The sequence below is a fragment of the Paenibacillus sp. GSMTC-2017 genome, assembly GCF_016019935.1.
Taxonomy (GTDB): Bacteria; Bacillota; Bacilli; order Paenibacillales; family Paenibacillaceae; genus Pristimantibacillus.
In genome coordinates this window covers 504641-519245 of the sequence record NZ_JAECMT010000003.1, presented here as the reverse complement: position 1 = coordinate 519245, position 14605 = coordinate 504641, and the positions used below count along the sequence as shown (strand labels likewise).

The window sequence follows — 14605 nt, the reverse complement described above, 5'->3', positions numbered from 1 at the left end:
TTTATAATGGCTCGCAACATATGTTCACTCTTCAAGTAAATAATACTCTTGATCACAAGAACTACATTTCCAACCCTTCAGTTCTTCACAATGAGTTGTCTGCTCAGTAACCTCAATCAATTCACTACTTTTACATGACGTACATTTATCAATAATTTTGCTTCCAAACAGAATAGTTGGGCTATCTCGAATAATAAATGGCTTGATAACTTCTTTACCTCCAATTTTCTCTCTGAGCATTGGCTCTATACCAACCATGCCTTCTTCGCAAACATCAATTGTACATTCGCAAACTACTTCCTTTTCAGCCATTACTTCTCCAGCAAATAATATTTGGATTTCTGACTCGTTGACCTCAAGCTTGGCGTTATGAAGTGGGAACTCAATTTCACCTACTAAAGGAAGTATAATACTCTCATCAGAGTCCTCGATTTCATTAAAAATCCGCATTCCAATGAAATTATTTTTTCCATCATAAAGTAAGTGACACTTTATAAAGTTTAATGAGTCGCTTTTAAGTCGTTCTTTTCCAGCATCCTTCAAATATATGTACACAAGTGAATTGTCTTCTATTGTAATCTGCATTTATTAGTCCTCCACATTTAGCGATGTCTTAGATCATATATAAATAGAATAACATTTATACAAAATAATATAATTGAAAAAACAATATAAAATAGGTTTGAAGCATTAGTAAAAGATAGTAATAAAAATTGTCCTACTGTACTTACCAAACAAATAAGTGGAAAAAATAATAGAAGAAATCTAACCTCTCTTTTGTAATCGTTTCTGATCTCTCTATCAATAAATGCGTTAAGCACAATCGCTATTATAATTGGAAAAGGTACTGTAATGATTAAATGAAACAATTTATATCCATCATCTGGGCTATCCCCTACTACAAATACAAATAGATCTAAGTATAAGTAGATAACAAATCCAAGCGTTGCTAGCGTTAATAAATGTGATATTAGCTTAAACACAAGGTTTTTGGTTTTCATACAAACTATCTCCTCACATTGACTTCTACTTGGATTAATAGATCCCAATTTTCATAAATATTTTGATAAAATACGTTTTGTTCCCTATCCCCTCAAGGTTTGTACCAGAACTCAATACCAGTTGCACACCAAACTTTAATAATTTCACCAGGCCCAACCCCCTCATGTTCATCAAAAATCGTTAATGGTGCTAATTAACCCGTCTTATCCTCTTTAACTTTTATCTAATTGCCTTTTATGAACATCTCGGAAGCATTAGATGCAAGACATTTCTTTAATTAGAAACTTATCGAGCACCATCTAGCTACTCATTTCAACAATTAATCATCTTAGAATAGATAGTGAGTGTGTATTCAGCTTCTATTTCATGAATGTTATTGATGTTACTGTCTGATTCGTCTATTTGATTAATACATATCCCTTCAAATTGTGCTTCCTTTTTATACTGACCGAGTAGTTCTTTTAAGTCATTTACCTTGTTTAATACGCACGTAAAGGGCAATTCTAATCCCTCATAAAATGAAACAACTGAAACTCTGATGGCAGGTATCTGATAATCTCCCCATAGATAAAAAACAAATGATTTCCCCTTGAAATACTTGTTCAAGTACGAAGACCATGATGCTTCAATATAGAGAAATATATTATCCAATTCACTGATTGAAATGTTGTTTTTCTTAATCAATTTATTTAATTTATGGATAGTGTATACATTATAACTAGCTTCGGAATTGTATTGCCCTCTATCATTCGAAAACAATAAATTAGGTTGTTCAGCTATTTCGATTATTTCATTATATGCCTTAATACCTTTATTTTTAAGGAAATCAATCATTACATATGCACATCTTTCATTTAATTATTCTTTTATACTTTAATCAACTATACCATACCTTGGAGTCGTTCTTTTGCTCCATTCTTTCTACTTTCTGTTCTTATCGATCATAAAAAACTCCCTTTTATTTGCTTTATAAAAGCAAGTAAAGAGAGCTTTCTGCATAAAACCTTATATTAACTTCTTAAAATAAAAAACTGTCGCATCCAATTTGCCACTTGCAGATTTTGCATAGTCAGGAATTCGTCCAGCCTCCAAGTAGCCTAGCGAAGTATACAAATCGTTCGAAGGATCTCCTTCCCTTGTATCAAGAACGAGTAATGTTCTTCCTTCATCCGTCGCTCTCCTCGCTGCCTGCTCCATAAGGTTGCGACCAATCCCTTTACGGCGATAGTCGGGATGAGTCATTAATTTTGCTATCTCCGCTCTATGTCCGCCATTTTGCTTCGTGCAAAGATGTAGTTGCACACTCCCGATGATCCGATCATCCATTTTGGCAACGAATAAAATCACTTCTGGACTCACTACTTGATTCCAATACGCTATAGCTTCTGAATGCATCATTGGAGGCAAAAATCCTATCGAAGCGCCATCCTCTACAACTTGTATCAAAAGCTCAGAAAGAGAATCAACGTGTTTACCAACAGATTGTAATTGCTCAATACTCACTTCATTCGTCATTATAAACCCTCCAATTTTACTTATATAGTTTTATAATAATGAAAGAAGTATAATTTGTATAACGAATAATAGCGATCGTAATCATTCATAAATCAAATCAATCGAGGTGCTACGATGGACATTTCACAATTAGAAGCTTTTTTATCGGTGAGCAAGATTAGAAATTTCACTAGGGCGGCAGAGTATTTACATATCTCTCAATCTGCCGTTACAGCAAGAATACAAGCGCTCGAGAAGTCTATCGGCAAGTCACTATTTCTACGAGATAATCGTAATGTGAGCTTAACGCAAGCTGGCATCCACTTCCTCCCTTATGCCGAAAGAATGTTGATCTTATTTGAAGAGAGCAAAGTAACTTTAGCAGAAGGGGCAGAATCTTATCTTGTTATGAGCGGACCAGGATCGGTATGGCATTATTATTATTTCAAACATATACTCACCTTTAGACAAACGCACCCAAAGGTGGCTCTTAAATTTCTAAGCTACATCGATTCAAGCTACATGATCCGTGATCTTTTGCTTGATGGTGTTGTACAAGTTGCCATCCGATATGACGAGCCAGATCGTCCTAATGTCACTAAACAATTACTATTTGAGGACGAAATCATACTTGTATCATCTCGAGCAAATACACATCTACATACTAAATCTGACTTTTTATCTGGCCAGTATTATCATTTAGATTGGGGACACTCGTTCACTAAGTGGTTCGAAGCAATTGTTGGGGGGAGTTTTCTACCTACCTTTGAGCTGGATCATTCTACTATTATGCTCACTATGATTCTACACGGTGAAGGATTTGGATTTCTTCCACGAACAATTGCACAATCCTTTTTAGACACTCAACAATTGTATGAGCTACGCTGTGAAGTACCTTTTCCAATTACGAAGGCTTATGGGCTCTACTTAACTGAAAATCGTGACCATCCGAATGTCCAATTAGGTTTAAAATTGCTCGGCGTTCTTTAGGCGAGCCCTTAATAAACATTCTCAAATCACTATTTAAAGTCATCATCTATGCATCGTTAAGTTTTCAACAGAGTTAATTAGTTAGATTTATATTGGTCGCAAAAAACTCTCTTTTGTTTGCTACTAAGCGCAAGTAAAAGAGAGTGTTCAAATACTCTATTTTGTTGTAAATCATACGGTAGCTGCTGGAAAATCGAAAACTATGGCGAACAAATATCTACATCGTTACCGTATCTTTTTTAGATGCTGCTTTGGAACTGCCACTCCAGCTCAAATAAGTCCAAGCCCGAAGTAGCCACTCCACTGGCCCAACTCGGAAACGCTTCAAATACCAATGGCTAGTGAATAATTGCACTGTATAAATAGCGATAGCGAGGAGCAATCCGAGCAATATCCCTATTTCGCTAAACCAACCTAACCCGTATCCATAAAATATGGTCGTACAAACGACGGACTGCATCAAATAATTCGTTAAAGACAACTTTCCAACAGCCGCAAATCTGTTACTTAGCCATTCCATTTTTGTTAACGACAACATCCAAGTGAATAATAAAATATAGCCGACCGCAAGTACATTTCCTCCAACTATATACAATCCTTCTCCATGAACGGCGTCTGGCGAAATTACTTTGATTGACTTCATTCCAAGTCCCACCAAAATAAGCGGGAATGATGTTAATAGGAATGTTTTGCGTTTATTCTCAACTTGCTGGAACCATTGTTTTTTGGACGCATAAATGCCCAGTAGAAACATTGGCAAATAGATGAAAATCGATAATGTAGTAATTATTCGATAAATGACTGGACCAAACATAGGGGCTTCATTTAAACGGAGTCCAATTACCTCAAAATAGGAACCGTTTGCGTATACATTATTTGCAATATCTGCATATTGCATTAGAAGTCCTTCCACCCATCCAGAGTCTGCGTTTCCACCAGCATTACTGAGAACCAACAAAACAAATGAAATGATGAACCAAACTAAAACCGTTTTTGCCTTACGTTCTAGGAACAGCAGTAGAAGAAACGCCGCTATACCATACATAAGTAATATATCACCTTCCCAGAGGAATACGATATGTGCTGCTCCCAAAATAATTAATAAAGAGAAACGCCGAATCATAGCGGTGTAGAAGTTACGGCCTTTTGCAGTCATACTAATAGACATTGCAGACAATCCATAGCCCATAAGAAACATAAAAATTGGCATAAAACTTGCAATAATGACAACTTCCAATAAAGACTGTACACCCATATCAAACGAGGAAATGTCAAATGACTCTAACAGTTGACTGCCAGCGGTCCCATATTGAAAAACTGCCATATTAGCAATCAGAATACCTAATAAACTTAGCCCTCTAATCGCATCTACGATTTGTTGCCTTCCTTGTTGCATTGTGTTCAAACACCCTTTCTTTCTTGCAAAATATTAATTATACGTCTTTAAGAAGATTAATTCCAATACGATAGAATCAAATTTTATAGTATGACGCCGCTGGATGTATAGTTAAATGTTACCATATATAGTTTTAACGAACTAGATTTCTCTGTGAACTATTTCTTTGTTAACTTGGAATCATTAATTATCTCTTGATTTCGTACAAAAATACTCCCATGTGTTTGCTAATCAACGCAAATACATGGGAGTAATCATCGCTATTATTGTAAACAGTGTATACACAATGACGTTAAAACCAATAGTAATCCTTAATCACGAAGGGAAAGTACGATTATAGCGCCGCTTTTTTCCAACTAAGCGACACTCGGCAAGGGCTTTGCTCTCATACTGAATGATGTCACGATTGTCATCAGCTTTGTATTCTTTTACCTTCACAGCATCAATTGGAATTAAATTTTGTGCTTCTGCTAGTGCTTCATCTTTAGTTCTTCTCTTCTTATCCGTTGCCTCAAAAGCTAGCATAACATTCCAAGCAATATCATCGTAGTACATCGCGAGAATGGTCTTATTCTTATATGCCGATATGCCAGCGTCCGGCTATTTTCATTTTGACCATAATTCTTTTCGATAATTACTTGTGAATCCCCTAAACCTCCTGATTTTGTTACTTGCACTGATTCACTTATAGGTTGTTCTGTTTGCTTCGGTTGTTCAGATTGATTTGGAACTTCTGTTTGCTTAGAAGTTTCTGTTGTGGAATCATTTAACACCACGTTTGTATTCGGTTGCTGTTCCTTCTGTTCATCTTCTCCTAGGTTTGCCGCAAAACCAATCGCGAGCAATACAATAACCTTCTCACCCAACAAAAAAAAGCTTGGAATAGCCTATCTACATAGGCTTTCCAAGCTTTTAAAATGCTATCTAATTACTATTCCCACTCAATTGTAGCAGGCGGTTTCGATGTCACATCATAAACGATACGGTTTACGTTGTCGACTTCGTTTACGATACGAACTGAGATTTTTTCTAGAATATCCCAAGGGATACGTGCCCAGTCTGCTGTCATGCCGTCGATGGATGTTACTGCACGGATACCTACTGTGTAGGAATACGTACGAGCATCGCCCATAACGCCAACACTCTTCATGTTAGGAAGAGCCGTGAAGTATTGCCAGATCTCGCGATCAAGACCAGCTTTAGCGATTTCTTCGCGAAGAATTGCATCGGATTCACGTACGATATGAAGCTTGTCCTCTGTTACTTCGCCAAGTACACGGATCGAAAGACCTGGACCTGGGAACGGTTGACGCCAAACGATTGCTTCTGGAAGACCGCACTCTTCGCCGACTTTACGAACCTCATCTTTGAATAGCGCTTTAAGTGGCTCAATAAGTTTGAACTTAATGTCCTCAGGCAATCCGCCAACATTGTGGTGAGATTTGATCGTTTGTGCAGTAGCTGTACCGCTTTCCACGATATCTGTGTAAAGTGTACCTTGTGCCAAAAATTCAAAGTCATCCAGTTTATCGGACTCTTCTTGGAATACATAGATAAATTCGTTACCGATAATTTTACGTTTTTGCTCTGGATCTTCTACGCCTTTAAGCTTACCAAGGAAACGTTCTTGCGCATCGATCTTAAGCACTTTCATATCGAATTTGCCGACGAATGTGTCCATTACGCCTTCAGCTTCGCCTTTACGCAACATGCCATGGTCGATAAACATACAAGTAAGTTGATCGCCGATCGCTTTGTGAAGAAGGATAGCTACAACAGAGGAATCTACGCCGCCTGAAAGTGCGCATAGAACCTTTTTGTCGCCAACTTCATTACGAATGTCACGAATAGCATCTTCGATAAATGATTCCATTGTCCACGTTCCATCACAATCACAAACGTTGTAAAGGAAGTTGCGAATCATTTCGTTACCGAACTCTGAGTGACGAACTTCTGGATGGAATTGAACAGCAAACAATCCACGATCAGCATTGCTAATAGCAGCAATTGGAGCATGATCAGTGCTTGCATCTACTTTGAAACCTTCTGGAAGTTCTACAACATGGTCGCCGTGGCTCATCCATACTGTTTGTACTTTATCTAAGCCAAAGCCGATTTGCGAACCTTCCACAAATTCAACTTCTGCTTTACCGTATTCACGTTTGCCAGCACGCTCAACTTTACCTTTAAGCTGATGCGACATAAGTTGCATACCATAACAGATACCGAAAATTGGAATACCCAAATCATAAATAGCTGGATCTACCATTGGAGAATTTTCTTCATAAACACTTGCCGGTCCTCCCGAGAAAACAATACCTTTCGGTTGCAATTCGCGGATCCGATCCACCGACGTATTATAAGGCAACAATTCGCTGTAAACGCCCAAATCGCGAATACGTCGCGCTATTAACTGGTTGTATTGTCCTCCAAAATCCAGAACAACAATTATTTCATTATGCTTAGTCATTACCGAGCCTCCTACAATTGATGTAGTAATTATATATAAGGCGCTTAAAGAGAGTCAAGGTTCGAGGGACAACCTATTGAAAACGAAGAGCCGAACCTTAGAATAGTTACCTAAGGAACGGCTTTTTTGTCATTAATACTCAGTTTTCACCTTGTATACGGTGTGAAATCTTAATTTTGCGATTATCCTTATTATTCTGATTTAAAAGTTTACTGCAAACCATTTGCAGTTCTTCTATTGTGGGTGCATTTGGTAAAAGCCCTGGAACACCGTAACTTGCATCCTCCAACCATTGCGTTAATGTAAACAATTCTGCTTGCTGATCTGTATTCATATCTTCACCAAGCGAACGAATTTGCTCACGAATCGTCATTATTCCCACATATTGTTGCGAAAATGCATGAGCACTACCTTTTCGGCTTCGCAGCAAATCAATGAGCGCTTCCGCGACATTGATCAGACAGCTCCGTTGCCGCTCAGCCACGCTAAGCACAGACTTCGCCGAAGCTTCGCGACGCGGCCCAAGCAGGGCCTCTGCGCCAGTGTCGCCCGCTCGCGCTAAGTAGCGCTCGCCAGCGTGTTCGCGCGGCTCGTGCTGCGCCGGCTCGCTTTCGCTGATGCTGTGCTCGCCAGCGTCGCCAAGCTCCGCTTGCTGCGCTCGTAACGCGCGCAGCTCTTGCGGTGCTCGCTGCGCCTGCAGCGCAGACCCTGGCGCGGCTGGCGCTAGTACTGCCAGCTGCGCGCAAGCCGCGCCATAGCGGCGCAGCGCGAGCCTCAGGCGCAGCCGCTTCCGCTGCGCCGCAGCTACCGCCGCGCATGCGAGCGCCAGCGCGGCGACGCCTATGGCGGCGGCTGCGAGTGGCGACGCAGCCGCCCCGTCAGCGGCGCTAGCCGCAGCGCGGGCAACGGCGCTCGCCCCGCGCGCAAGAGCTGAGGCGGCAAGTTCAGCCGCCGCCTCAAACCGATCAGCGAGCTTCGCGAAGCTGATCTCGCTGCCAGTGTCCGAAGCGGCTTCTCCGTTCGCTGCGACATCTGTGCCGTCCCCTGAATGATCAACAGGGGACGATGCTACTGCAGTCGCGCCGTCATAACCCGGCGTCGGATCGAAGGGCACCCAGCCTGCGCCTGGGAAATACACTTCTACCCATGCATGAGCGTCCGAGCTTTTTACCTCATAAATGGCATCGCCTGCTGCTAAAGAAACATCCTCTTTACTCGCGGCAACTCGTTCCGTTGCTGGAACAACAGTACCTGGAGCGAATCCTTTCACCCATCTGGCAGGAATCCCTTCTGCTCGAAGCATAATAACCATCGCGGTTGAGAAGTGAACGCAGTAGCCCTTTCTCTGATCAAACAGGAAATGATCAACAAAATCAGTTCCAGCAGGGGGACTTTTGCTTTCTGTTTTCGTATAGGTGTAGCTGCTCTCAAGAAATTGCTCAATCGCCTTCACTCTGTCATAGCGGCTAGTAACTCCTCCGCCGGAAACTTCAGCTGCTAACGCTATAACACGATCGGGCAACGATTCAGGAAGTTGCAAAAACACTTCCAGCTCCTTTTCACTTAATCCCTTCTGCACTTCCCTAGCATGAGATACTAAGCTAACCGTGTTTATATCTGATTCAGCATTTCGTTCTGCATTTCGTTCTGCATTTCGTTCTGCATTTCGCACTGCATTTTGTCCTGCATTTGCTTCAATATTTGGATCTGTATTGGTTATGTTCACATCTAAACGCAAGCTTTCATTAACACTTGTTTTTTGCACATTTGATCCCAAATTAATTTCTGTTTCATTTGCTTCAAAAATGATCTCTTCTGCATCTAATTTTAAACTCTCACTTACATGGTTTGTCTCATCATTATTATGCCTAAAAGTAAAACTATCGTCCAAAGCTCGAAGCTCCGCTTCACCTGTTACTGGCAAATAACTTTGAATCGTATATTGCTCCACTTTTGTTAGTTCCGATTGTGCATATATCGAATCTAAGAGTGAATCCTCCAAATAACTGCCTAACTTGCGCCTTGGATTGGATGCTATCATGTCAGTTACTTGTCCTGCTTGACCAGATGCAAACAGCGGCATTGCAGGTAAAGGCTTCTCCCAAATGATCGTTTGCTTAATAAGAGGTCTGCTATTTTGCAGATTTCCCCCTACTGACTCGCTACTACCCTCGGAGTGTATACCCGCTTCGCTTATCCCATTTCCGTCCGATTTCACATGTAGTAACGTTAACTCACTTGCGTTATTGTTCCATCCTCTGCCGTCATAGATTACTTTCGCTTCTCCTCGCCAATTAGCCCGAACAGGAGAGTATCCTCTAAAAATGACAGTAGAGTCATCACTAAGCGACATACCGAGCTGGGTGTCGTCAAACCCATACCCCGTTAACCCTTTTCCTATTTGCCCTACGTTTATATTTCTAAGCGTTGACAAACTGTCGCCTTCCGAACTTATTGCATCCATTTCTTGTTGCAAGCGCTCAGTCATCGCAACTGTCCAAGCTGCGGGAGCCATTTCACTTTCTTTCCCTCCACTTACGAGAAGTGAGCATCCGACAATAATTAATGTCAGGAACAACGAACCAGCAAGCCAACTGCTGCCTGGCCCTTTTAACCGCTTAACGTCGACATCCATTATTCTGCGAACGCGAGGTACAGCAACGACTGCTGTTAATAGCAACCCCTCAGCTGTAGTTCGTAATAGCCCATCCATTATATCCATGCCGAGCCATATATGTAGCGTTACCAAATAAAGCAACGTAAGTGCAGCTACACTAAGCGCACTTTGCTTCAGCCATACTAATGCTTGAAGTGCTGGGGCAAGCATCGTCCAGCCTATGAACAACAAGAGAGTACGAATCTCCTCAGACATTGCCCATAGTCCATGTTTAACCATTAGATTCATTTGTTCACCGAGCAAGCTAGGAAATCCAATTAGCCAATGGAGCCCATTTTGACCGTCACCTTTGAACAGTAACATCAAACTTAACGACATAATGAGTATATTTAACAGTAACGAGATTCCCCATGGCAGTCTAAATATACCAACGAGCAGTGTTAATCCGATGACCATGATGAGTGGTACTGGTTGATAGATGACGGACCATTCTCCTGCGCTAACCCAAGGTAGTAGCCATTCTGTTAGTAATCCGAATAGGAGAATTGACGTCACGAAACGAAAGACTAACGTTCCTTCATTTTCCTGTTCCCTAGCAACATCCTCTTCTACATTGCCTTCTTTAACATACTCCAATGAACCTATTCTTTTGCCTTTCCCGTCACTATCAGACTTAGCATCAGTAGAATCTGAAGTGGATTTACTCCATTTACCCAAAGGCATAATTACTCACTCCTTCCTCAGAAGAAGCTGTTGTTTCGTAACCTTCGGACATCGAGAGCCATTTCACTTTTATACCGCTACCGTCCAATATTCGACCTTGCTCACGCATTGCGAACGTTGCAACTGTACCTCTAACTAAAAAATATAGTTCTATACGTATACTGCGTTCAGACGCGTAGCTTGCAAGTGTTAACCAACCCCCGGCATCTTGCCAAGCAGGCGAAAATAGCTTCAACATGCCACCCTTAGCCAATTTATCACATGCTTCCTTCATCTTTTCTGCCATTGAATGATTTCCATCTGCACGAAGATAGGCGAGTAAATTCATTATCTCATTCATGTTGACACGATGATCCCCGTTCGAATTTCGTCCTAATTCATAAGACCAATTATTTGTAATAACCGTTACAGCATTCCCACGTTCTAAACTGCTCTTAGTACCTAATAATGACCAGCTTATACAAGCATCAAATAATCGATTGTCTCCTTTATAAGCATCGCCATGCTGGTCAATAATGATAAATGTTTCGGACACGTCATCACCGGAAAATACTTTAGTGAATAATCCACGTCCACGTGCTGCAGCTCGAAAATCTAAATTCCTTAGCGGATCGCCATCACGATAAGGTCTGCTATCTGGACCTCCACCTGCCGACGCCCAAGATAGTGACGAATCAACCAATCCTTTTTCCCCGCTTGATCGAATACTTTCATACGGTTGCCTAGCATACCCGCTTACTTGCCCATCTGATCCAATCACCTTTGTTGCCATCGGCAACTGTTCTCGGGGTAAAGCCGGTAATACAACGATCTCCTTCTCGGACATAATCGTGCACTTAATTGCTGTTAATCCGAGCCAGTCACCAATAATAACTTTAATGGGGGAAAAACGATGAACGCCCCTAGTCAAAGAATGAAGTGAATAGTCGATCGTTAATTCCTTACTAAACAGAGGCACCTGAACATCCCGGAAGTGAACACTCCGTTCGCCTATTTCACTTTCATTACGTTCACTATCATCTATCGCAATCCAAACAAAAGGAATACGCCAGTAGCGCTTAAAGGTTAACGAAACTTGAGCATCTTGACCTTCTTTAGCTTCCATACAGGATAAACTTCTATTGACTGCAATACCCCATGTAGCAACTATCGGTAATAGTCCGCTGAACACAAAAAGTCCGGCAAGTACAGTTAGAACATACCATTCGACAGCTCCTCCACGAGTCAATGCAGCATATAGTGTCCCAATGAAAGCAATACAAACAACCGACCAAACACCCCATCTAGTACGATAGTTTACTCCTGACTTTTTTTCGTAAACAAGTGGCTCTATCATTTTCCCGCTCACAGAACTCATCTCGACTTCCTGCTTCCAAAGCCTACTCCTGCTTCTGGCGGATAGGGAGTATCTCTAATTATTCGGCGAATAAGTGTTGCTGCATCCGATCCAGCAAGTCCGCTACTCCCACGAAGAGTTAAGCGATGAGTCAATACTGCCTCTGCTGTAGATAAGAGATCGTCTGGGATAACGTACCTACGCCCCTCCAAATACGCGCTTGCTTGCGAAGCTCGAAGCCAATCACGTAACGCTCTCGGGCTAAGACCAAGCAATATATCAGACGAACGTCTTGTTTCCTCTGCTACCCGCACCATGTACTCTAGCAAGGCAGGATGCGTATGGCCCTGTCTAACCTCCGCTTGCATTTGCAGCCATTCTTCAATAGCAATAACAGGTCTAATACGATCTGGCTCTATCCGTTTTCCCTCAGCATATTGCTCAAGCATACGCTTCTCATTGCTCGCGCCTGGGTAGCCTATTGTAAGACGCATCATAAATCTATCTAACTGCGCTTCCGGCAAATGACTTGTTCCTTCAAAGCTAAGTGGATTTTGTGTAGCAATTAGCATAAATGGAACAGGGAGACGTCTTGTTTTTCCTTCAATCGTAACTCTACGTTCCTCCATTGCCTCAAGCAGCGCTGATTGTGTCCGCGGAGATGTACGGTTAATTTCATCTGCAAGTACGACATTACCCATAATAGGTCCTGCACGATACACTAGTTCATTTGTTCGAGGCTCTAACACAACACCGCCAACGACATCAGCTGGCAACATATCGGATGTAAATTGAATTCGTTTAAAGTCTCCGCCAACTGCACGTGCAAAGGCTTGTGCTAACATCGTTTTCCCCACACCAGGAACATCCTCTAGTAATACGTGTCCTCCAGCGAGCATGGAAACGAGCGTATGTTTTATGAGCTCTTGCTTTCCTAGCAATACTTGCTCTACTTTCAAGAGTAGACGATTTAGCAGCACTTGCGGCGACTCTGGCCAGTGGCTGAAACTATTTGTTTGTTGTTCACTATCGCTATTTTCGAATAATTGGGGATTTATCATCGCGTTATTCGCCTCCTGAAAAATAAATCTATCTATTTTTCAGTTTCCCCAGGTTACTCATAATTTAGACCTACTAGATTCCAATCTTACATAGCTTTCTGTTACTCTTTTATCCAGACCTCTCTTTGATCGTTGTTATAGACATAGTCCGCAATCGAGATGCCGAACTCACCAAGTGTTGCTCTAATCGGAACATCAATTAATTGAACTGATTTATGAGAGGAAGTTGATCTTGCGTCTGCTAGCCAAAACACACTTTTACCTTGAAGATTAGCTTCTACTATACCCGATTTCTCATCAACTTCAGCTTCACCACCTAACCACTCCGTAAGCTTGAGCAATGGCACATGAATCGAACCATCAATAAGCTTATATTCCTCCGCCCCAAGTATTAATTGCTCATCTCCACGATTTACAATTAATGCAGGCCCCTCCAGCTTGGAAAGTGTCCGCTCACCACTAACAATCAACTTATTCGCAAAGTTTTGTAACTTCTTCTGTTGTCTATTTGTAACTGGATCTCTTTCCCATTTCAAACGTTTTGCTGTTTGGAACTGCATCGGCTTTACGTTTTCATTCAATATCTCAAATCGGTAGCCAAGTCCTTTGTAATAGCTAATAATTTCAGGTAATGCCTTAACCGATTGTTCATGCCCTACACTATCGTGCAGCAATACATTAAGCGTATTTGGAAGCTTAGAACTTTTTACATTCACTATAATCTCTCCTGCTGGCACACCTCTACGCTTTGAGTCACCGCTGTCAACATTCCAGTCATGGACGCGATAACCCGCTTCAGAAAGTGCATCGAAATAACCTTGGTCAAAATTAGTATGAGTACCACCCGGCGCTCTCAGTAAAGTTGTGCGAATACCAGTTGCTTCATAAATCGCGTCATCGGTCTGCATAATTTGATCGGCGAACTTGTCGAAGCTTCCATACAATTGATCATATTTATGATTAAAAGAATGATTGCCAACTGCATGACCTTCTTCTACGATTCGTTTCGCGATTGAAGGATTTTGAAGCACATGTTCCCCAAGAAGAAAAAACGTTGCACGTACATCCTCTTGCCTTAAAATATCAAGAACTTCAGGTGTATGCTTGCTTGGTCCATCGTCAAATGTTAAATAAATGATTTTCCCCTCTTGGGGTTTATTAAAAACGAGATTCGCATGACCTGCCACAGATTCACTACTTTCGTCTCTAGCAGTTGTCACCGTTTTCTCTTTCGTTTCTTTAGCTAACGTAACTTCATCAATAGCCTGACTAGGCTCACCTAACAAAGGTCTTGTTTCATATTGATAGGAGACCAAATTAGTCGTATAACCTTCTTTATTTTCTCTAGCTGCCTCGCTCTTATCAAGCATTCCACTGCCAATTTCCAAAATACCGAACCAAATGACGACTAAACAAATGGATGCTTGTACGAATCTCCGCATCGATATTGCCACCCTTCTCTATCATCAAAATAATTGCACATCATCGAATTGATAGAGTATATGAACCTTTATTC

Annotated in this window: 13 protein-coding genes; 1 reads left to right on the top strand and 12 read right to left on the bottom strand. The window is 41.4% G+C overall.

Features of this window, described 5'->3' with window-relative positions:
* Nucleotides 1-24 precede the first annotated feature (24 nt).
* The 4 genes from I6N90_RS14335 to I6N90_RS14320 all read right to left on the bottom strand — a co-directional run bounded on the left by I6N90_RS14335 (nt 25) and on the right by I6N90_RS14320 (nt 2517).
* Nucleotides 25-585 carry a hypothetical protein gene (locus I6N90_RS14335; RefSeq protein ID WP_197936284.1) on the bottom strand — a complete coding sequence of 187 codons (561 nt, stop codon included), beginning with the start codon at nt 583-585 and terminating at the stop codon, nt 25-27.
* 17 nt (nt 586-602) lie between these two features.
* Nucleotides 603-1001: a hypothetical protein gene (locus tag I6N90_RS14330; protein WP_197936283.1), complete on the bottom strand. Its 399-nt coding sequence runs from the start codon at nt 999-1001 to the stop codon at nt 603-605.
* A 313-nt stretch (nt 1002-1314) separates the two neighbouring features.
* Nucleotides 1315-1836, bottom strand: coding sequence for a hypothetical protein (locus I6N90_RS14325; RefSeq protein WP_197936282.1), 522 nt, complete (start codon nt 1834-1836; stop codon nt 1315-1317).
* A gap of 171 nt (nt 1837-2007) precedes the next feature.
* Nucleotides 2008-2517: a GNAT family N-acetyltransferase gene (locus I6N90_RS14320; RefSeq protein ID WP_197936281.1), complete on the bottom strand. Its 510-nt coding sequence runs from the start codon at nt 2515-2517 to the stop codon at nt 2008-2010.
* A 114-nt stretch (nt 2518-2631) separates the two neighbouring features.
* Here I6N90_RS14320 and I6N90_RS14315 point away from each other — a divergent pair, with 114 nt between their 5' ends.
* Complete coding sequence (locus I6N90_RS14315; RefSeq protein ID WP_197936280.1) at nt 2632-3486, top strand: LysR family transcriptional regulator; 855 nt, start codon at nt 2632-2634, stop codon at nt 3484-3486.
* 217 nt (nt 3487-3703) lie between these two features.
* On the opposite strand, the gene I6N90_RS14310 is transcribed toward I6N90_RS14315, so the two are convergent.
* The 8 genes from I6N90_RS14310 to I6N90_RS14275 all read right to left on the bottom strand — a co-directional run bounded on the left by I6N90_RS14310 (nt 3704) and on the right by I6N90_RS14275 (nt 14531).
* On the bottom strand, nt 3704-4882 hold the full coding sequence (locus I6N90_RS14310) for a DUF418 domain-containing protein (protein WP_197936279.1): 1179 nt from the start codon (nt 4880-4882) through the stop codon (nt 3704-3706).
* 315 nt (nt 4883-5197) lie between these two features.
* Nucleotides 5198-5407 (bottom strand): hypothetical protein, encoded by a 210-nt coding sequence (locus tag I6N90_RS14305; RefSeq protein ID WP_197936278.1) that lies wholly within the window; start codon nt 5405-5407, stop codon nt 5198-5200.
* Nucleotides 5401-5748 (bottom strand): hypothetical protein, encoded by a 348-nt coding sequence (locus I6N90_RS14300; protein ID WP_197936277.1) that lies wholly within the window; start codon nt 5746-5748, stop codon nt 5401-5403. Before I6N90_RS14300 ends, I6N90_RS14305 begins: the two co-directional genes overlap by 7 nt.
* A gap of 65 nt (nt 5749-5813) precedes the next feature.
* Nucleotides 5814-7352 carry a glutamine-hydrolyzing GMP synthase gene (gene guaA / locus I6N90_RS14295; RefSeq protein ID WP_197936276.1) on the bottom strand — a complete coding sequence of 513 codons (1539 nt, stop codon included), beginning with the start codon at nt 7350-7352 and terminating at the stop codon, nt 5814-5816.
* Between the two features lie 139 nt (nt 7353-7491).
* Nucleotides 7492-10692: a transglutaminase-like domain-containing protein gene (locus I6N90_RS14290; RefSeq protein WP_232242996.1), complete on the bottom strand. Its 3201-nt coding sequence runs from the start codon at nt 10690-10692 to the stop codon at nt 7492-7494.
* Nucleotides 10679-12049 (bottom strand): DUF58 domain-containing protein, encoded by a 1371-nt coding sequence (locus I6N90_RS14285; RefSeq protein ID WP_197936275.1) that lies wholly within the window; start codon nt 12047-12049, stop codon nt 10679-10681. Before I6N90_RS14285 ends, I6N90_RS14290 begins: the two co-directional genes overlap by 14 nt.
* Entirely contained in the window at nt 12046-13089 is a 1044-nt protein-coding gene (locus tag I6N90_RS14280; protein ID WP_197936274.1) for an AAA family ATPase, read from the bottom strand. The genes I6N90_RS14285 and I6N90_RS14280 overlap by 4 nt, the downstream gene beginning before the upstream one ends.
* Nucleotides 13090-13190: 101 nt before the next feature.
* A complete protein-coding gene (locus tag I6N90_RS14275) occupies nt 13191-14531 on the bottom strand; it encodes a polysaccharide deacetylase family protein (RefSeq protein WP_197936273.1) in 1341 nt (446 codons plus the stop codon).
* Between the last annotated feature and the right edge of the window lie 74 nt (nt 14532-14605).